Origin of the sequence: uncultured Methanobrevibacter sp. (genome assembly GCF_902774605.1) — an archaeon.
Lineage (GTDB): Archaea > Methanobacteriota > Methanobacteria > Methanobacteriales > Methanobacteriaceae > Methanocatella.
In genome coordinates, this window is sequence record NZ_CACYJE010000003.1 from 22583 (window position 1) to 41690 (window position 19108).

The 19108-nt window shown below is 41.8% G+C and carries 19 protein-coding genes; 11 read left to right on the forward strand and 8 right to left on the reverse strand.

All coding sequences use genetic code 11. The features are described 5' to 3' along the window. Positions 1–21: 21 nt before the first annotated feature. Positions 22–1203, reverse strand: a complete 1182-nt coding sequence (locus tag QZU77_RS01030; RefSeq protein WP_295598691.1) for a hypothetical protein — start codon at positions 1201–1203, stop codon at positions 22–24. Between the two features lie 178 nt (positions 1204–1381). Between QZU77_RS01030 and polC the strand changes: the two genes are divergently transcribed. From polC to QZU77_RS01070, 8 genes are all read left to right on the forward strand, one after another. Then, on the forward strand, positions 1382–4678 hold the full coding sequence (polC, locus tag QZU77_RS01035) for a DNA polymerase II large subunit (protein WP_295598695.1): 3297 nt from the start codon (positions 1382–1384) through the stop codon (positions 4676–4678). A gap of 259 nt (positions 4679–4937) precedes the next feature. After that, positions 4938–7256, forward strand: a complete 2319-nt coding sequence (nrdD, locus tag QZU77_RS01040) for an anaerobic ribonucleoside-triphosphate reductase (protein ID WP_295598698.1) — start codon at positions 4938–4940, stop codon at positions 7254–7256. Positions 7257–7515: 259 nt separating this feature from the next. After that, the gene (locus QZU77_RS01045; protein WP_295598701.1) at positions 7516–7806 is read left to right on the forward strand and encodes a 50S ribosomal protein L21e; all 291 of its coding nucleotides are present in this window, start codon (positions 7516–7518) and stop codon (positions 7804–7806) included. 5 nt (positions 7807–7811) lie between these two features. Then, entirely contained in the window at positions 7812–8156 is a 345-nt protein-coding gene (locus tag QZU77_RS01050) for an RNA polymerase Rpb4 family protein (RefSeq protein ID WP_295598704.1), read from the forward strand. A gap of 195 nt (positions 8157–8351) precedes the next feature. Then, a complete protein-coding gene (locus tag QZU77_RS01055; protein WP_295598707.1) occupies positions 8352–8978 on the forward strand; it encodes a DUF655 domain-containing protein in 627 nt (208 codons plus the stop codon). Positions 8979–8987: 9 nt separating this feature from the next. After that, entirely contained in the window at positions 8988–9860 is an 873-nt protein-coding gene (gene rsmA, locus QZU77_RS01060; RefSeq protein WP_295598711.1) for a 16S rRNA (adenine(1518)-N(6)/adenine(1519)-N(6))-dimethyltransferase RsmA, read from the forward strand. Between the two features lie 7 nt (positions 9861–9867). Beyond that, positions 9868–10452, forward strand: a complete 585-nt coding sequence (locus QZU77_RS01065) for a HemK2/MTQ2 family protein methyltransferase (protein ID WP_295598714.1) — start codon at positions 9868–9870, stop codon at positions 10450–10452. Between the two features lie 15 nt (positions 10453–10467). After that, on the forward strand, positions 10468–10632 hold the full coding sequence (locus QZU77_RS01070) for a hypothetical protein (protein ID WP_295598717.1): 165 nt from the start codon (positions 10468–10470) through the stop codon (positions 10630–10632). A 6-nt stretch (positions 10633–10638) separates the two neighbouring features. Here QZU77_RS01070 and dapF read toward each other — a convergent pair whose 3' ends face one another. After that, complete coding sequence (gene dapF, locus QZU77_RS01075; RefSeq protein WP_295598720.1) at positions 10639–11499, reverse strand: diaminopimelate epimerase; 861 nt, start codon at positions 11497–11499, stop codon at positions 10639–10641. A 10-nt stretch (positions 11500–11509) separates the two neighbouring features. Then, positions 11510–12793, reverse strand: coding sequence for a diaminopimelate decarboxylase (gene lysA / locus QZU77_RS01080; RefSeq protein ID WP_295598723.1), 1284 nt, complete (start codon positions 12791–12793; stop codon positions 11510–11512). 133 nt (positions 12794–12926) lie between these two features. Between lysA and QZU77_RS01085 the strand changes: the two genes are divergently transcribed. Beyond that, positions 12927–13331, forward strand: coding sequence for an NUDIX domain-containing protein (locus QZU77_RS01085; protein WP_295598726.1), 405 nt, complete (start codon positions 12927–12929; stop codon positions 13329–13331). On the opposite strand, the gene QZU77_RS01090 is transcribed toward QZU77_RS01085, so the two are convergent. Next, positions 13328–14488 carry an acetylornithine transaminase gene (locus QZU77_RS01090; RefSeq protein WP_295598729.1) on the reverse strand — a complete coding sequence of 387 codons (1161 nt, stop codon included), beginning with the start codon at positions 14486–14488 and terminating at the stop codon, positions 13328–13330. The two genes, QZU77_RS01085 and QZU77_RS01090, sit on opposite strands and share 4 nt — an antisense overlap. A gap of 72 nt (positions 14489–14560) precedes the next feature. Here QZU77_RS01090 and QZU77_RS01095 point away from each other — a divergent pair, with 72 nt between their 5' ends. Next, entirely contained in the window at positions 14561–14992 is a 432-nt protein-coding gene (locus QZU77_RS01095; protein ID WP_295598732.1) for a peptidylprolyl isomerase, read from the forward strand. 43 nt (positions 14993–15035) lie between these two features. On the opposite strand, the gene QZU77_RS01100 is transcribed toward QZU77_RS01095, so the two are convergent. After that, positions 15036–16397, reverse strand: coding sequence for an MFS transporter (locus tag QZU77_RS01100; RefSeq protein WP_295598735.1), 1362 nt, complete (start codon positions 16395–16397; stop codon positions 15036–15038). A gap of 203 nt (positions 16398–16600) precedes the next feature. Here QZU77_RS01100 and QZU77_RS01105 point away from each other — a divergent pair, with 203 nt between their 5' ends. Then, the gene (locus QZU77_RS01105) at positions 16601–16897 is read left to right on the forward strand and encodes a hypothetical protein (RefSeq protein WP_295598738.1); all 297 of its coding nucleotides are present in this window, start codon (positions 16601–16603) and stop codon (positions 16895–16897) included. Between the two features lie 209 nt (positions 16898–17106). On the opposite strand, the gene QZU77_RS01110 is transcribed toward QZU77_RS01105, so the two are convergent. From QZU77_RS01110 to QZU77_RS01120, 3 genes are read right to left on the reverse strand one after another with little or no spacing between them, the layout of a single operon-like run. Further along, positions 17107–18012 (reverse strand): DNA glycosylase, encoded by a 906-nt coding sequence (locus QZU77_RS01110; protein WP_295598741.1) that lies wholly within the window; start codon positions 18010–18012, stop codon positions 17107–17109. Further along, entirely contained in the window at positions 18009–18833 is an 825-nt protein-coding gene (hisF, locus tag QZU77_RS01115) for an imidazole glycerol phosphate synthase subunit HisF (protein ID WP_295598744.1), read from the reverse strand. The genes QZU77_RS01110 and hisF overlap by 4 nt, the downstream gene beginning before the upstream one ends. Positions 18834–18878: 45 nt before the next feature. Continuing rightward, positions 18879–19040 (reverse strand): preprotein translocase subunit Sec61beta, encoded by a 162-nt coding sequence (locus tag QZU77_RS01120; RefSeq protein ID WP_295598747.1) that lies wholly within the window; start codon positions 19038–19040, stop codon positions 18879–18881. Positions 19041–19108 lie beyond the last annotated feature (68 nt).

The following is a 19108-nucleotide window of genomic DNA, read 5'->3' on the forward strand; positions in this document are numbered from 1 at the left end:
ATAGATGATATTTATAATCATCTATTTGAATCTGTCAAAGAATCCTTTGCTTGATTCTTTTTCATTGATTTCTTCAAGTTTTGCAACTTGTTTTCTTAAATCAGAAATAGTTTTACTTGATTCGTTTGATAATTTATCATAGCTGCTTTCTTTAACTTTGAGTTGAGTTCTGAGTGTGGATATTTCTTCCTTGTATCCGTCCACTTCTTTTTTGCTTTGGGCTTCAACTTCTTCCTTGTAGTTACCGAATTCTATGATTTCCGCCCTTAGCTTGTCAATTTCTTCTGAAAGCTCAATGTTTTCTTTTCTTGAATCAGCTAATTTTGCTTTTACATCCTCGATTTCATTGGTTAATCTATTGTTCTCTTTAGTAATAGCATCAACATCTGATTCTTTTAGTTTGGCTTTTAAATCATCAATTTTTGATTCCAATTCCTCTTTGATGGAGTCCACTTGGGATTCGAGTTTGTCTGCCCTCACCTTGTGGACAGCTGCGTCAGCACCCAGTTTTCCAATATTGTTACTTAAATCAGCATTGATATCTAATTGATCAAAGTATTTTCTGGATGTTTTTTCAAGTGCTGCGGTTAGCTCGTCTTTTAAGCCTTTTAACTCAGCGTTTTCTTTTTTGAGTTTTGGAATTACTTTATTTGTCAAGTAGTTTAGCTCGTTTGATTGATTTGATAGTTTTTGGTCTTTTTCATCTAGCTTGTTTTTCAAATCATCAACTTTTTTAGAGTCCTTCTTGGAATGTTTGGAGTGTTTTTTAGGTTTTGATTTTGGTTTGCGAACTGGTTTTTCGTCCACGACTTCTTCAATGTTTTTAAGGTCGTCGACTGTTTTGTCAGTTTCCTTATCAGCTGCTTCAGGCTCTTCAGCAACCTCTTCAACTTCCTCAACAGCTTCTTCAGCCGCTTCAGGTTCCTCAATTTCTTCCACAACAGGCTCTTCAACTGCTTCTACAGCTTCTTCAACCTCTTGGGGTTCCTCAATTTCCTCTACTACAGGTTCTTCAACCTCTTGAGGTTCATCAACTACTTGTTTGGTTTCAACAGCAGGTTCTGGAACTTGCACCTTGGCAGGTTCTTCCTCTACTGCTTTTTCAACTATTGGTTCTTTAGTTTTTGATTTACTCTTGAGTTTATCTAAATCCAATTTGATTTTACCACCGTACATGGTGTTTATTGGTTTCTTATCAGACATTAAAATCACCATAATAGCAATAATAACTTAAATAATTCGACTACTAAATACATTGATAATTTAAGTTGCTTTGAATATTTAAGTATTATTAAAATTTTTCACATCATCAAACATTATTAATACGATGAGGAACAATACTAATTATACTGAATTAATTTTTATTGACTGTGGCGATATCATGGATTATTTTGATAGATTAGAAGCTGAAACCAATCACCTATACGAGATAGCTAATAAGGCAAGGTCCAGGGGCTTGGACGTTGAAACAGAAACTGAAGTTCCTCTTGCAAAGGATTTAGCTGAAAGAGTAGAGGGGCTAGTGGGTCCCGAAGGTGTGGCAAAAAGAATCAAGGAATTGGAAACCGATATGGACAGGGAATCCGTTGCCTTCGAAATTGCCGCTGAAATTGCATCAGGCAAGTTTCCCCTCACCGGCGAAAAGGCCAACTGGAACGAGGAGCAGAGATGCGACCAGGGACTGAGAAGCGCCCTCGCTATCCTGACAGAAGGAGTGGTTGCAGCTCCTTTGGAAGGAATTTCAGATGTTAAAATCAAGGAAAACTTTGACGGGACAAAATATATCGGAGTTTACTTTGCAGGACCTATCAGAAGTGCGGGAGGTACAGCCGCTGCACTGGCCGTGCTTTTAGGAGACAAGATCAGACGGGCAATCAACATTGACGCCTTCAAGCCGATTGATGACGAGATTGAAAGGTATGTTGAAGAGGTGGAGCTTTACGAGTCCGAAGTCACAAACCTGCAGTACTCACCAACACCAGAGGAAGTGAGATTCGCCGCAAATCATATTCCTGTCGAGGTATCCGGAGAGCAGACCGACCAGGTGGAAGTGTCACACAGGGACCTGGAACGTGTCGAGACAAACAACATTCGTGGAGGAGCGCTCCTGGCTATGGTTGAAGGAGTTATCCAGAAGTCCAAGAAAATCCATAAGATTTCCAAGAAACTGGGTCTTGACTGGGAATGGCTAAGCGAATATTCAAAGCCTAAAAAGGACGACTCATCAGATTCGGACGATGATTCGGATGTAGTGAGTGAACCTAAATACATTCAGGATATCATCGGAGGAAGGCCGATTCTCGGATACCCTTCAGAGAAGGGTGCCTTCAGGTTAAGGTATGGAAGGTCCCGTAACACAGGTCTCGCCACAATGGGAGTCCATCCGGCCACAATGGCCCTGCTTGAGTTTCTGGCAGTGGGCACACAGCTGAAGATCGAATATCCCGGCAAGGGTAACTGTGTAGTTCCTGTGGATTCCATCGAGGGTCCGACCGTCAAGCTCAAGAACGGTGACGTTTTGATTTTGAATTCAGTCAAGAAAGCCCGTGAGGTTAAAAAGGATGTTGTTGAAATACTCTTTTTAGGCGACATGCTCGTTGCATTCGGAGAGTTCTTAAGGAACAACCAGCCATTATACCCGTCAGGTTGGGTTGAGGAATGGTGGATACAGCTTTTGATGAGAAGCGATAAGTTCGACAAGGACAACACTGACTTGGACCTGCATGCATTGGAATACGATTACCTTCCAGCGGTTGAGGCCTTCAAACTGTCCAAGGATTATGATATTCCATTGCATCCAAAATACACTTACTGCTACAATGACGTTACCATACAGGACTTGAACAACCTGATTGATTTGATTGAGAAGGCAAAGCCTGATTATACTCCTGGCGGAGAACTTAAACTAGATTTATCCTACCAGAAAAGAGTATTGGAAGTTATTGGCGTGCCCCATATCGTTCGCGAAGGCAAGATCATAATCGACAAGGACCATTCCTATTCATTGCTCGTGACATTGTCCGCAAGCCTGCCTGAGATGAAAACCACTCTCGAGGCCGTGAACAGCGTTTCACCGGTAAAGATCATCAATAAGGCACCGGCCTATATCGGCACCCGTGTGGGAAGGCCTGAAAAGTCCAAGGAAAGGCTTATGCGCCCTGCTCCTCATGGACTGATACCTATCGGGAACAATGGAGGTGCCAGGAGGCTGGTTGCCACTGCCGCCAAGAAGGGAAGCATCAAGGTCGACATTTCAAGGCGTAAATGTACCAATCCTGAGTGCGGCATAAGTTCATTCGGTTCCCTTTGCCCTAAATGCGGCCATCCGACCGAAATGGGCAAGCCTTCAGAGAAAAGCATTCCATTGGCATCCATGCTTAAGAAGGCCTCCGACAACGTTAAGGTAAGGCGTGTAGATGAGGTCAAGGGCGTTGTTGGAATGATTTCCGAGTCCAAGCTGCCCGAACCTATCGAGAAGGGTATCCTAAGAGCCAAGCATGAGGTCTTCACTTTCAAGGACGGAACCATCCGTCACGATTCAACCGACTTGCCGCTGACCCATTTCATCCCAAGGGAGATTGGGGTCACCGTTGAGAAACTGCTTGAGATGGGTTATGAGAAGGACTGCTACGGCAACCCTATCGAGAATGAGGACCAGATCATTGAGTTGAGGGTTCAGGACATTGTAATCAGTGACAATTGCGGAGAGTACCTAAAAAGGACCGCCCAGTTCATTGACGATGAACTAGTAAGGTATTATGATATGGAGCCGTTCTATAACGTCAAGGAGAAGGAGGACCTGATCGGACACCTGGTTGGAGGTCTTGCACCCCACACTTCCGCTGCGGTTCTTGGCCGTATCGTAGGTTTCACCAAGGCTTTGGGTTGCTATGCCCACCCGTACTTCCATTCCGCCAAGCGTAGGAACTGTGACAGTGACGAGGATGCCGTGATGCTTCTTTTGGATGCTTTGATTAATTTCTCCAAGACCTATCTTCCGAACACCCGTGGTGGAAGTATGGATGCTCCGCTGGTTTTATCCTCCAGGATCGACCCTGAGGAGATTGACGATGAGTCACATAACCTGGACATTTTCGAGCGCTTCCCTGTCGAGTTTTATGAGAAGACCTATTCCCCGCTGAAGCCTGCTGAGGTGTTGGAGTATATTGACAATGTTGAGATGCACTTGGGAACTCCGCAGCAGTATGAGGGTTTGATGTTTTCCCATCACACTTCAAATATCCATGCGGGACCGACAGTTTGCCTTTATAAGCGTTTGCCTTCAATGAGGGAGAAAGTTGAGGCTCAGATTGCATTGGCTGAAAGCATTCGTGCTGTGGATCAGCGTGGTGTTGTAGAGAAGGTATTGTCCTCTCACTTCCTGCCGGACATCATGGGTAACTCCAGGGCATTTTCCAAGCAGAAGGTGCGGTGCACCAAGTGCGGTGCGAAGTATCGCCGTATGCCTTTGACCGGCAAGTGCAGGTGCGGAGGAAATCTTATCCTGTCTGTTTCCAAGGGTTCTGTTACTAAGTATCTTGAGATTTCAAGGGATTTGGTTAATCGTTATCCTGTTTCCCATTACTTGGAGCAGCGTTTGGAGATTCAGGAGTTCGGTATCAACTCATTGTTTGAAAGTGACAAGTCTAAGCAGAGTTCGTTGGACGTGTTCTTCTAGGAATACTCGTCAGACGCTCTCTTGGATTATTCTTTTTTATTATTATCAATATAATAAATTTCATAGTACATGAAGAATGTTCGATTCAAGACGAACGATTTATATACTATGAGAATCTAAGTATTAAGTAGATGTTCGTATTAATACGAACGATTTTTATACATGTGACGACAAATATTAAACCAGTTGAGAGAGGCCACCCTCTCGAAAATTGGATAATGAAAATTTTTAATAAACTAAGGAAAATGGTGTGAATTAAATGGAAAAAATTTCAGAATTAGGAAATAATATGAATGAAACCGTTAAAATTAACGTAGAGAAAAATAACGGTATTAAAGAAAGATTCAGCTATGAAAAATTAGTAAAATCATTAGTGATGGTGGAAACCCCATTCTTTGAATCTGATAAAATCATCGCAACAGTAGTGTCCCAGCTATACGACGGAATCAAAACCAAGGAAATCAAGAAAATCGTGCACGAATGTCTAGAAGACATCGACCCTGAAATCGCAAACAAATACCTGGCAAGCACACAATTAAAAGTAAGAACCTCAAGAGACACTATTGAAGCATTCGACTTATCAAGAATCGCTAACACCTTGATTGAAGAAACCGGTGCTAGCCAAGAAACAGCTTTCGAAATCGCTACAGAAACTTGGAAAGAACTCAAGAAGCTAAACGTGGAATACCTGACCGCACCAATGATTAGGGAAATGGTCAACACAAAACTCATAGAATACGGACTGGAAGACTTAAGAAGCCGCTACACCCGTTTAGGAATCCCTGTATACAACATTACATCCCTTATCGAAAACGGTAACAGGGACAACGCAAACATGATACACAACCCTGAAAGTATCCACAAGCACGTAGCAGACGAAGCATTGAAACAATATGCATTACTTAAAATGCTGCCAGGACACCTAGCAGACGCACACATGTCAGGGGACATTCACATTCACGACTTAGAATTCTTCGCTGGAAGACCAATGAACTGTCTCCAACACGACATAAGAACATTCATCAAATACGGACTCAAAGTTGATGGAACAGGAGACCACACCTCAATTGCAGGTGCACCAAACCATATGGAAACCTTGATGAACCATACCGGTGAAATCATGCTTGCAGCACAACAGAACATGTCCGGAGGACAATCAATGTCCCTTTGGAACGTATTCGTTGCACCATTCGCAAGAGGAAGAACCTATGATGAAATCAAACAGGCCGTGCAGATGCTCGTATACAACCTAAACATGGCATACGCAGCACGTGGATCACAAGTTCCATTCACAAGCATGGCATTGGAATTCGGTGTTCCTGACTTCCTGAAAGAAGAAACCGCATACGGACCAAAAGGTCAAGTTGTTGGAACTTACGCTGACTTTGAAGAAGAAACCAGATTAATCCAAAGAGCATTCACTGAAACATTGCTTGCAGGTGACAATGAAGGTAAACCTCACTTATTCCCAAATACTATCTACACATTAAGACCTGAAACAATGACCAGTGAATACGAAGATGACTTAAGACTAGTTCACGAACTATCCGCAAAATACGGCTCATCATACTTCGTGAACATGTTCCCTGAATACCGTGGCAAAATGGCAAACTACATGGGATGCAGAACATGTCTACAGGACACATGGACCGGCGACTGGGACAAGGACTGCTTAAGAACAGGTAACCTTGCATACGTCACCTTGAACTTCCCAAGAATCGGATACCAATCCAAAGATGAAACCCAAGTCTTTGAATATCTCGACGAATACATGGACCTTGCAGTTGAAACATTAATGCTTAGAAGAGAACAAGCATTAAAATGCCTAAACGATTTCCACATCCTGCCGTTCCTAAAACAAAAAGTCGGAGAAGAATCATACTACAGAATTGAAAACTCAACATTATCCTTCGGATTCGTTGGATTGAACGAAATGCTGTTATCACTCTTCGGCGAAGGAATCGAAAACCCAGACGCTAACAAGTTCGGTGTAAAATGTCTCGAATACGTAAACGACAGGGCTAAAAAACTACAAGAGGAAACCGGCCTCAGATGGAGTGTACTTCAAACTCCTGCTGAATCAACCGCTTACAGATTCGCAACCCTTGACAAGAAACAATTCGGCGATCAGGCAATCGTACAAGGTGAAGGAAACGCTAACTACTACACAAACTCATCTCACGTACCAGTAGACACAGGAGCTTCACTCATTGAAAAAATCAAAATCGAAGAACAATACCACAGCTTAACCCCTGGTGGACACATCTTCCATGCATTCATGGGCGAATCATACTCAGATCCTGACTCATTAATGAGCTTAACCCACAAGATTGCTAAAAAATCCGATATCGGATTCTGGGCTTACAGTTCAGCTTTAAGCTTCTGTCTAAAATGTAAAACATTAATGAAAGGATTGAACAATGTATGTCCTACCTGCGGTGAGAAAGAAGATGTGGAATGGTATGACCGTATCACCGGTTACGTCCAACAAGTCGGCCGTGCAAAATCCGCATCCGGTGGTTGGAACCCAGGTAAACGTCAAGAGTTAATTGACAGAAGAAGATTCGAAGATAACTAAGTGTTATCTTCCTCACACCATTTTTTTCAAACACCATAAAACCATCTCTAAAAAAAATTAAAAACCTGAATTTTCAGTGATAATCACTAAAAAACTAAAAGTATATTAATAGGATTAAACTAAAATTATAATATTATCATATCACTGGATGATAATTGTTATTTTCACATTCCATGTTACTAGTATTTATGGGCTTTTTTAATACTAGGTCGCTGATAACATGGATTAATACCCAGACTACTTATTAAGAGGTTATATTATGCAAAGATCAAGAGGATTAAAAAGTAGATCAAGAAAAAAAATGACTAAAGTACAAAGACCGGGCAGAACCAACCCAATTACCAACAGGCTCCAAAGGTTCGAGGAAGGAGATTTAGTTCACATTACTATCAACCCATCCATCCAAAAAGGACAGCCTGCACCTAGGTTCCACGGTAAAACCGGTAAAATCAGTGGTCAAAAAGGTAAAGCTTACATTGTATCCTTAAAAGATGGTAACAAACCAAAAGAATTAATAGTAAGACCTGATCACTTAAAATTACAAAACTGATTTCTATGATTGGAAAAGAAGTTATTGAAAGCGAACCAATAACCGGTTCTGAAGTTAAACAAATAATTGAGGAATTTGCTGAAGACAATGAACTTAACTATGAGCAAAACCTCACATTGAACCATCTTGCAAGGTTCAAAAGATACTCCGCTGAAGACGCAAAGGAAATCTTTGAAAAGCTTCAGGATGAATTTGGCTTAAGAGCTAAGGTCGCTGCTCATATTGTTGATTTGGTTCCGGTCGATTTGGCTGACATGAGATTGATTTTCGCCAAGGAACCAAGTAAAACCGACAAGGAAGACATGGAAAAAATCCTTGAGTTTTTAGAACAATATGATGTTGTAGAATAGTATCACTACTATTCCCTTTTTTTATTTATTTTATTCAAACTGTACCCTAATTTGTTTTTTACAGATTTTATTTAAACCCTATTTTTAGTCCTTTTTTAGATATCTTTATTATACTTGAAAACAAAATTTATAAATAAGTATACTTTATAACAATTTAAACGTTATAAGTAAATAAACTAATAGTGAGTGATTAATATGGCTGAAAGAAATAAAAATGAAAAAAGACCCACAGTTAAAAAAGAGGAAAATGCTGTGGTACTGGATTATTTAAGTCGTGGATATGTCACATCAGACATGTCAAAATTCGGTGGTAAACCTATTGCTCAAGCTATTGGTACAGAACAATTCACTTTACTTGAATTAGCTCCTAAAAACGGTGTTGATTTGGAAATACAAGACACTGTATATATCGGTAAAGGAAAGAGAGACAAGATATACAGGGTTTTAGGGAAATTAGATTTCGAGAACTTAACCGCAACAAGCAGAATCGAGCTGGATTACGCTATCCGCGATATTGTTGAAGCGCAGGAAGAAAGATTCGTTGAATTCTTCAACACTACAGGTTCTGTGAGCACAAGAATGCATTCACTTGAATTGATACCTGGAATCGGCAAGAAATACATGTGGGACATCATCAAGGCCCGTGAGGAAAAGCCTTTTGAAAGTTTCAATGACATAGCCGAAAGGCTCCCTACATTAGCCGATCCTGCAGGAATGATAGTGAACAGAGTCAAACAGGAACTTGACACTACAACACCTAGAAGAGGCAAAAATAAGTACTACATATTTACCCAGCCTCCAAGAGCTGCAAGAAGAAAGTAAGTGATAGATTTGACTAGTGAAACTTCCCAATCATTATCTAAAACAACAAAAAGCATTTTAAGCCAGAATGGGATTACACTGAACAGGAATCTTGGTCAGAACTACCTTATTGACAAGAACAAGCGTGACCAGATAATCGGTTTCGGTGAAATCACAAAGGACGATGTTGTTTTGGAGATAGGCACCGGGATAGGGACACTGACAATTGAACTTGCCAAGAAAGCTCGAAAAGTGATAGCCATTGAACAGGACACCAGGATTTGTGAAATATTGGCTAGACGACTTGAAGAAGAAAAGATAGATAATGTAGATTTGATTAATGATGATGCATTGAAGGTGGATTTTCCGCATTTCAACAAGATCATCTCCAACCTACCTTATCAGATTTCATCACCAATAACCTTCAAATTTCTTGATTATGATTTTGACCTTGCCGTTTTGATGTATCAGAAGGAGTTTGCAGACCGCATGAACGGTGAAGTCGGCTCCAAGAATTATTCACGCTTATCTGCAATGCTTTATTTTAAATGTGACGTTGAGAAGCTGACTGATGTGAGTTGCGAGAGCTTCATTCCAAAGCCTCAAATCGACTCCACGGTCGTGAAGCTGACACCGAAGGAAAACAGGATTCCGGAGGATGAGTTCAGGATTTACTCAAGGTTCACCAGGGCATTGTTTCAGCACAGGAACAAGAAGATCCGAAATGCCCTTATTGATTCAAGGCATATCATCAACAATATCGACAAGAAGGTGCTGAAGAAGAGATTAAATAGCATTGAGGATGAGGAATTGTTGGATTATCTCAAAAAGCGTGTCGTGGTTCTCACTCCAGAGGAAATCCTATACATTTCACTTAAGCTGCATCCATTGTTCAGGGAGTAGATCATTTATGCCCGATTTTATTTTAAACACTGACGACAACGTTTACAATCCCGCTGAGGACAGTTATCTCTTGGCCGATAATCTTGAAATACAGGAGGGGCAGAGCGTCCTGGAGATCGGTACCGGTTCGGGGATTGTTGCAATGTACGCATCCCGACTGACCGATAGGATTACTGTCACCGACATCAACTTCGATGCGTGCGAGCTTGCCCGCAGGAATTTTGAGGACAATGGGATTGATGGGATTGAAATCCTGTTCGGCAACCTCTTCGAGCCTGTGGAAAATCGAAAGTTTGACGTGATTCTGTTCAATACTCCATATCTACCGACTGAAGATGATGATGTTATTGATGACACTATAAATTATGCATTCGACGGTGGAGTAAACGGCAGGAAAGTGATTGATCTTTTCTTAAATGAAGTGGGAAATCATTTAAATGATGGTGGAATTGTGCAGCTCATACAGTCCTCGCTTTCAGGCAACCAGGAAACCCTGTCGATGCTTGATGAGTTGGGTTTCATAGCCGAGATAAAGGCCAGCGAGCACTTCTTTTTCGAAGACATAACATTGATTAATGCTTATAAGATATGACAAATGGTGAAAATTATGGAAGAATGGAAAAAATCAGTACTGATAGGTGTAATACTAATAATACTTGCAATAGCCTTTGCAATAGCAAGAAAGGAATTCAACATCTGGATAATCTTAATCCTGATACTTGCAGTGGTTGACATCATATTCGGATTGATGCGTAAAAAAATGAACAAATAGGAGAATCTAGAATTCTCCATCAAAAACGAGTTCTGCTGGGCCTTCCATGAAAGCGCCCAATTTATCTTCTTTTTCATATACATTGAATTTCAAGTCACCGCCAGGCAGGTGAAGCAGCACTTCACTGTCGAATAGCCCGAGCTTGAAACCTGATATTGCAGTTGAGGTTGCACCGGTTCCGCATGCGAGTGTGACTCCTGCGCCACGTTCCCAGGTCCTCATCTTGCCCTCGTTTTTGCTTATAACTTCAACGAAGTGGACATTTATTTTTTCAGGGAACACTTCATGTGCCTCGATGGCCGGACCGTACTTGTCGATGTCGATTTCATCAACATCATCGACGAAGATTATCGCATGAGGGTTTCCGACGCTGATTGCTGTGACGTTGAATGTTGTGTCAACGACTTCAAGCTCACCGTCTAAAAACTCATCCTCATCCGAGGTCATTGGTATTTCCGGAGTCTTGAATGTGGACAGTCCCATGTCGACCTTGAAAAGCACCGGCTCGTCATCTTCAAGTGTTATTTCGATTGTCTTGATTCCAGCGCGTGTTTCAACAGTCATTTTTTCCTGCTTTAAGATGCCTTTACGGTAAACGAAATCGCCGAAGCATCTTATGCCATTTCCACACATTTCAGCTTCGCTTCCGTCAGGATTGAACATTCTGTAGCCGATATCGGCCACTTCTGAAGGTTCGACGAAGAGTACTCCGTCTCCCCCTACTCCGAAGTTCCTGTGGCACAGGATTCTGCATGCTTCAGGCTTGTCGGCTTCAGGTATGACTTCACCGTCGAACTCGTTGATTATTGGGAAGTCGTTTCCGATTCCGTGCATTTTTGAAAATTTTAATCCTTTTAAATCTACCATATTATCAACTTTATTTTAAGTGTGGTGGGATGCATTGCTTAGCGTATAGGTCCTCGAATGTTTGTCTTTCACGAACCACGTTGCACTCACCGTCAGTGACCAGCACTTCTGATGCCAGTGGGCGTGAATTGTAGTTTGATGCCATTGTGAATCCGTATGCACCGGCGTTCAATATTCCTAAAACGTCTCCTTCCTCAACGTCAGGCATTGGCCTGTCACGTGCGAACAGGTCTCCTGATTCGCATACGTTACCTGCTATGTCGACTTCCTGAGTGTTAGGAGCGTCCATTCTGCTTGCATCCACGATGTGGTGGTATGAGTCATACATTGCAGGCCTTAGGAGTGTGTGGAATCCTGCATCGACTCCGATGAACTTGCGGTAGCTTTGCTTTACGCTGTTGACTGTAACCAACAATACACAGGCATCAGCAACAAGGTATCTTCCAGGTTCCAGATACATTGTAGGGTTTCCCATGTCATACTGTTCGAGTTTTTCCTTGAACAGTTCGATGTTGACTTCAGCGAACTTGTCAAGGTCCAATAATTTTTCTTCAGGAGTGTATGGAACGCCCACGCCTCCTCCGAAGTCAACGAACTCGAAGTCGATTCCCGCTTCCTCATGGACTTTTCCTGCAATGTCCATTGTGGACTCGATTGCCAGCTTGAATGGTTCAGGGTCGAGAATTCCTGATCCGATGTGGGAGTGCATACCGATTGGGTTGAATCCTAATTCCTTAGCCATTTCATAGACTTCAACAGCTTCATTGTCCATGATACCGAATTTGCTCATCACTCCACCGGTGATGCAGTGGTCATGGTGTCCTGCACCTACCATAGGGTTTACCCTGAATGATATCTTCAATCCTTCCGGATCAACCATCTTGGCTAGCCTTTTAAGCGCTGAGACTGAGTCGATATTCAATACTGCACCTTCATCGTGAACGTACTTCAACTCTTCGTTGGTTATGTTGTTACCGGTAAATAGGATTCTGTCGCCGGAAAATCCGAGCATTTTTGAGATGTGAACCTCGCCCGGTGAAACTGCATCGATGCAGCAGCCTTCGCTTTCCAGTATTTTCATGACTGCAAGGTTGGTGTTTGCCTTGCATGCGTAGAATACCTTGAAGTCTGGATAGTATTTTGAAAATGTTGAGTGGAACTTATTGTAATTGTCCCTTATCCTGTTCTCATCCATTACATAGGTTGGAGTTCCGAATTCTTCTGCAATTTCCACTGCATCTGCGCCACCGATGTCAAGGTGGTTCTTGTCGTTTACCTTAATATTCAAATCCATAATCTAAACTCCTTAAAAAAGTTACATTATATATTTAGTTATCTAGTTTAATCTATTTAACATTAGTGAAGGAAAAGGTTTTGCCGGTAAAAAATGAAAAAATGTTTAAAAAACATTTCTTAAAGGTAATACTATGAAAAGCGATTACGGACTTACAATGAGAGGAATCATCAAAAACTCTGACGGTGAAATACTGATAGTTAAAAGGCATCCCAAAAGCCGAACCGACCCCGACACTTGGGAATTGCCCGGCGGAAAGGTTGATGAGGGCGAATCATTTGATGATGCGCTTGTTCGTGAAATCAAGGAAGAGACTAACCTTGACTGCAAGGTGGGAGACCTTGCAATAGCCATACAGCACGATTACCCATATAAAAGGACTGTTCAGATGATAATGCATCTGGATGATGTTGAAGGCGAATTGATGATTAGTGATGAGCATACTGATGCCAAGTACGCTTCAATCGATGAGATCAAGACTTTAACATTGTCAAGTTGTCTTGAAAAAGTTTTAGAAAAAAAGAATTATGTGCTTTAGAGTATTTCATCTAAAGCTTTTACAAATTGGTCAATTTCCGCCTTGGTGATTGTCAATGGTGGCACGAACCTTAATACGTTGCCTGCAGTGCAGTTTATAAGGAATCCTGCTTCGCGCAACTTGTCAACGTATTCCGCTCCCGGCTTGGCCAGTTCCAATCCAACCATCAATCCTTTACCGCGCACATCAGCGATTATTTCCTTGTCTAATTTTTTCAATTCTGAAATGAAGTATTCACCGACTTCATTGACATTGGATAATATGTCTTCCTCTTCAAAGACATCAAGCACTGCGTTAGCCGCTGCTGTGACCAATGGTCCTCCTCCGAAGGTGGTTCCGTGGTCTCCTGGCACGAATGCACTTGCCACTTTCTCGGTTGCAAGGATTCCTCCCATTGGAACTCCTCCACCGATTCCTTTAGCCATTGTCATGACGTCAGGCTTTACGCCGAATAGCTCATAGGCGAAGAGTGTTCCGCATCTTCCGAATCCGGTCTGCACCTCGTCGACTATGAAGACTATGTCGTTTTCGTTACAGATTTTCTGGATTTCCTTGAGGTATTGCATGTCTGGGACGTGAACTCCGCCTTCACCCTGCACAGGCTCGACGATGATGGCAGCGGTGTTCTCATTGACCGCTTCCCTGATTGCTTCAATGTCATTGTATGGCACGTTGATGAATCCTTGTGGCATTATTTGCTTGAATGGCTCATGGTATTCCTCATGGCCTGTTGCCGCAAGGGTCATTATTGTCCTTCCGTGGAATGAGTCGACTGTGGATATGACTTCGCTTTTGCCGGTGTATTTAACTGCCAATTTAATGGCTCCTTCATTAGCTTCAGCACCGCTGTTTGCGTAGAATATCCTGTCGAAATCTGTTTTGTCAACGAGTCTTTTAGCATATATTAATGCTGGCTCGTTGTAGTATATGCTTGAAATGTGTATCAGCTTTTCTGCCTGGTCCTGGATTGCCTTTACGAGTTTTGGGTGATTGTGTCCTAGGCAGTTGACTGCTATTCCTGCAAACATGTCCAGGTATTCGTTTCCGTCGATATCCCATACTTTAGCACCTTCCCCGTGATCAAGCACGATTGGCTGTCTGGTGAAAGTGTTAATGAAATAGTCATCTTCAATTTTAATAAGTTCTTGAGTATTCATTTAAATCCTCCATAAATTATTTTAATCAATAATAACTATATTATTAATATTATATAAAAATTAGGTGATAAAATGAAAGTCGCAACTATTGAAACTGATAAAGGGAATATCGTTCTTGAATTATTCCCAAATGAAGCACCTGGAACCGTAGCTAACTTTGAAAAACTAATCAAGGAAGGATTCTATGACGGATTGACATTCCACAGGGTTATCCCTAACTTCGTGATTCAGGGCGGATGTCCTAAAGGCGATGGTACTGGCGGACCAGGTTACACCATCAAATGTGAAACCGAAGGAAACCCTCACAGACACGGAACTGGTGCATTATCCATGGCACACGCAGGAAAAGACACCGGCGGAAGCCAATTCTTCATCACCCACTCACCACAGCCACACCTGGATGGTGTTCACACCGTATTCGGCCAAGTAATTGAAGGCATGGATGTCGTCAACGCAATCCGCCAAGGCGACGTGATGAACAAGGTTACCATTGAAGAAAGATAAGTCCTTATCTTTCCCAATTTCTTTTTTTAATCAAAATAAAAACTCAATTTTCTGATTTTATCCCAACGAATGATGCGAAAACCGAGAGTATGCACAGCACCACACAGATAATGCATGTAATCTGGCAGCTTTGGATGAGCAGCGGATAGTATTGTTCGATGATTGGAACATCACCCATGATGAATGCAAACACCAGCGTCAAAATCCCCATACTCATAGCCTGGCCCACGGTACGCATTGTAGCCACTGATGCTGATGCGATTGAAGTGTCGTTTGGCGGAACCGAACCCATTATGACGTTAGTGTTCGGCGGGGAGAAGAGTCCGAAACCGACACCGTAAATGATCATCGCCGCTACGAGGAATGTCATTGATGTTGCGCTGTCGAGGGATGAGAATAGAAACAGTGATATTGTTCCGAGAGCCATTCCGATGGCTGCAAGGATTTGCGGAACGAACCTGTCGGAGAGCCTGCCTGCAATAGGCGCAAGCACCACCTGGCACAACGGCGCCACTAGAAGTATCAAACCTGCGGTCTGTGAGTCGAACCCCTTGATGTATTGCAGGTGGTAGTTTAGGATGGTTGTCACCGCATATGTTGCAAGGTATGCGCACAGTGATGCGAAGTTTGCTGAGAGGAACTTGTGGTTTTTAAAGAATCTGATGTCGAAGACAGGGTGGTCTTGTCTCATCTCGATTACTGCGAACATGATTAGAATGATTACCCCAAGGACTGTTAAAATCATTCCCATTTGGGTGTTGAGTATTGTGAACCCGTACATGAAAAGAGCCATCCCGACACCGTAGGATAGTGCCCCCTTGATGTCAATCGGTATTCCCTCGAATGTTATCCATTCGTCCTTGATTGTTGTTAAAAGCAATGCCAGTATGACAAACAGGAACGGCACGCCAAACAATACCACTGATCTCCAGCCCAGATTATAGTTCAGGATCCCGCCTAAAACCGGGGACAGTGACAGTCCAATGTATACTCCAGTGATGTTTATTCCAAGTGCTGTTCCGCGCTCTTCTGGGGGAAACGCTGAGACTATCATTGCCATTGATGTGACGTTGATGAAAGCCAATGCTATTCCCAGAATCAATCGGCATGCGAGGAACTGCTCCTGTGAGGTTACAAGGACATTGACGATTGATATTATTATGAATAGTATTGTGCTTATGATTGTTACTTTCCTTAGACCGTATTTTCCGGTGATTTGACCTGCCGGCACTGACAGTACCGCCACTACGAGCAGGAATATGATTGTAATCCAGTTCTGCATGATATTGCTCATATGGTATTCCGCTGCGATTGTTGGAATCACTATTGTGACCGCATTTACTGCAAACACTGTGAAAAAGGACAATACCGTACAGATTAATAATAGTAGATTTTTCCTCTCCATCACATAATGTATAGTTCAACATGATATAATCATTTTTCCAAACACATGTCAATATCGATTCCAGTTTAAAATGTCTTATTTCACATTTACAGTGCCATATTATATTCATTATATGAAAAAATGAATTAATAGTGAGTAATATTTATATACTATACGGCACTAACTATAATCAAGATTTAAAAAGATTATGGAGGTTAAAAATTATGCAAAAAAATTACTCACAGGGACTTGAAATGCAGATTCCTCGGGAAAATGCATACACCGGATTGGCCATCAGGCCAGATTTCGATGATGAGTTCGACAAGCTATCAGAAAATTATGCCATTAATCAAATCAATGATGTTAAGTGCTTCATCGAAAAGCATGAGAATATTCTTGAGTTCATTCATGAGTTAACACCATTAATCGACGAATACTTTCCAGACTATAGAAAAATCATTGAATTATGTAAAGATCCCGAATTTGGTGATTTGGATTTCATAATGATTTATGTAGATTGAGAGAATCATTATAAAGATAGAGCAACATTAAAAAAAATTTAAGGATGAACGATTATACAAATCCAAATTCTCAAAAAAAAATTAATGGTTTAGTTTGTGTGGAGTTATGGTAAAATGAGTTTCGATTTTGAAAAATTTCATGATGTAGGAATCATTTACATCAATACTCCCAAGAGGAAGAATATCAACGTTCATCAATGACCCATTTATTATTTTTTCAGCTTTTTCATTAGCCCACTCATTCTTGCATAGTGGAACATGTACAGCTGCACGTAGCCGGCATTCTTGCCGAACTCCTCCATTCCAAATTCTCTGACTTTAGCGACACTTATGTCTTTTCCATCAAAATATAAGTGTGAAACTATTCTTTTTATCCAAACATCTGACGGAAATGCTTCCCTAAAGTTAAAGCCATATAAGAGTATGCAGTCCGCCACTTTAGGACCCACCCCAGGCACTTCAAGCATTGTTTCGAATGCCTCATCATAGCTCATCTTGAAAATTTCTGAGAGGTGAATTTCATCTGTAAACATCTCGGATGCCCTTCTCATGTAGGGTGCTCTATATCCGACGCCGCAGTTTTTAAGATTATTTTCACAGCTTGCAATATCTTGAATATCTGATGAGTTAAATTCCTCTTCATCATCCAAGTATGCTTTTGCAAGGACGTTGCTTTGAGGAAACATGCAGTAATTTTCATGCTGCTTTCCCCATTTCCGCTTCATGTCAGAAACTGATTTTGTCCATCTCTTGATGGAATTGTTAGCTGAGCATATCGATGAGATGATGCACTCGAAAGGGTCAGGTGCCAAAAAGAGTCTCAAGCCTTTGCAGAACCCGGACATTTCAGATAGTTCAGGCTGATTGTCCAGATACTTATAGAACTTGTTTAAATCATAATCCAAATCGAAAATATATTTAACCTTTGAAACGGCCTTTTCATCATCCAGATTAAAATCAAGGCAATTGCCTGACTTTTTAACCTTAAAAACTGTTGGCTTGCCGTCAAGCATCACTGCATTGCTGTAACAATCATCCGTTAAAGTCCATGGAGGCTGGGATGTCTGGCCCGAGTTGATTGTCAAGTCCAGGTTGATGGGTGAATCAATTATCATAATCTAACAGCCACATTGTTTTTGTTCAGGTAATCCTTGACCTCGCCAATGGAATACTGGTTAAAGTGGAATATGCTTGCCGCAAGCGCCGCTGAAACATCGGTTTTCTCGAAAACATCCAATATATGTTTAGGCTCGCCGACACCCCCGCTTGCAATAACCGGAATGTCAACCGCATCATTGATGGCCTTGTTAAGTTCAATGTCATAGCCGTTCTGGGTTCCGTCACCGTCCATACTGGTCAGCAACACTTCACCGGCTCCGCGCTCCTGGCATTCCACTGCCCATTGGATCGCATCTATTCCTGTGAATTCCCGTCCGCCATAGATGCTTGTGTCAAACCAGCAGTAGCCCTTGTCGGTTTCAATGACTGTCTTGTCCCTTGCGTCATCCGGATGGTCAACGTATCTTCTTTTCGCATCTATTCCTATGACGACAGCCTGTGAGCCGACGACCTTGCTTGCTTCGGTCAGGAGTTCCGGGTTCTTGATTGCTGCAGTGTTGGTTGAGCACTTGTCGGCTCCGGCCTTGAGCATCTTGATGTAGTCATCGACTTTCCTTATCCCTCCGCCGACGCAAATCGGCATGAAGACGTTCTCGGTCAACCTGTCAATGACATCGGCCATGGTTGCACGGCGCTCATGAGAAGCGGTGATGTCCAGCACGACAACCTCATCGGCTCCTTCCTCATAGTAGCGTGTTGCAAGGTCAACTGGGTTTCCAGCGTATTTTATTTCCTTGAATTCAACTCCCTTGACGACACGGCCTTCGGGAACCTGCAGGTCACAGTCCAGACATGGAATTATTCTTTTAGTCAACATGAAAATCTATAAAAAAAAGTAGTGGTTTTTGTTTGTAAAATATTCTTAAGCAGAATATCTTAAAACAAAACATAAAATAGCTACAATTACAGTAGCGACAATAACGTGCTCAGGTGAAAGTTTTGGTCCTAAACTTTCTTCATCAAAGTATCTAACTAAACCTGCACCAGTTTGAGGCATGGAAATTTTATTATCTTTTTTTGCCATGATTAATCTCCTAATAATTTATTTATAAAAATAACTGTAATATAATTATTTTTTTCATCATATATAAA

Bases quoted from the DNA above. Each gene is read 5' to 3' on its own strand.
- QZU77_RS01030 (WP_295598691.1), bottom strand. From the start codon at position 1,203: ATGTCTGATAAGAAACCAATAAACACCATGTACGGTGGTAAAATCAAA.
- polC (WP_295598695.1), top strand. From the start codon at position 1,382: ATGGATTATTTTGATAGATTAGAAGCTGAAACCAATCACCTATACGAG.
- nrdD (WP_295598698.1), top strand. From the start codon at position 4,938: ATGGAAAAAATTTCAGAATTAGGAAATAATATGAATGAAACCGTTAAA.
- QZU77_RS01045 (WP_295598701.1), top strand. From the start codon at position 7,516: ATGCAAAGATCAAGAGGATTAAAAAGTAGATCAAGAAAAAAAATGACT.
- QZU77_RS01050 (WP_295598704.1), top strand. From the start codon at position 7,812: ATGATTGGAAAAGAAGTTATTGAAAGCGAACCAATAACCGGTTCTGAA.
- QZU77_RS01055 (WP_295598707.1), top strand. From the start codon at position 8,352: ATGGCTGAAAGAAATAAAAATGAAAAAAGACCCACAGTTAAAAAAGAG.
- QZU77_RS01065 (WP_295598714.1), top strand. From the start codon at position 9,868: ATGCCCGATTTTATTTTAAACACTGACGACAACGTTTACAATCCCGCT.
- QZU77_RS01070 (WP_295598717.1), top strand. From the start codon at position 10,468: ATGGAAGAATGGAAAAAATCAGTACTGATAGGTGTAATACTAATAATA.
- dapF (WP_295598720.1), bottom strand. From the start codon at position 11,499: ATGGTAGATTTAAAAGGATTAAAATTTTCAAAAATGCACGGAATCGGA.
- lysA (WP_295598723.1), bottom strand. From the start codon at position 12,793: ATGGATTTGAATATTAAGGTAAACGACAAGAACCACCTTGACATCGGT.
- QZU77_RS01085 (WP_295598726.1), top strand. From the start codon at position 12,927: ATGAAAAGCGATTACGGACTTACAATGAGAGGAATCATCAAAAACTCT.
- QZU77_RS01090 (WP_295598729.1), bottom strand. From the start codon at position 14,488: ATGAATACTCAAGAACTTATTAAAATTGAAGATGACTATTTCATTAAC.
- QZU77_RS01095 (WP_295598732.1), top strand. From the start codon at position 14,561: ATGAAAGTCGCAACTATTGAAACTGATAAAGGGAATATCGTTCTTGAA.
- QZU77_RS01100 (WP_295598735.1), bottom strand. From the start codon at position 16,397: ATGGAGAGGAAAAATCTACTATTATTAATCTGTACGGTATTGTCCTTT.
- QZU77_RS01105 (WP_295598738.1), top strand. From the start codon at position 16,601: ATGCAAAAAAATTACTCACAGGGACTTGAAATGCAGATTCCTCGGGAA.
- QZU77_RS01110 (WP_295598741.1), bottom strand. From the start codon at position 18,012: ATGATAATTGATTCACCCATCAACCTGGACTTGACAATCAACTCGGGC.
- hisF (WP_295598744.1), bottom strand. From the start codon at position 18,833: ATGTTGACTAAAAGAATAATTCCATGTCTGGACTGTGACCTGCAGGTT.
- QZU77_RS01120 (WP_295598747.1), bottom strand. From the start codon at position 19,040: ATGGCAAAAAAAGATAATAAAATTTCCATGCCTCAAACTGGTGCAGGT.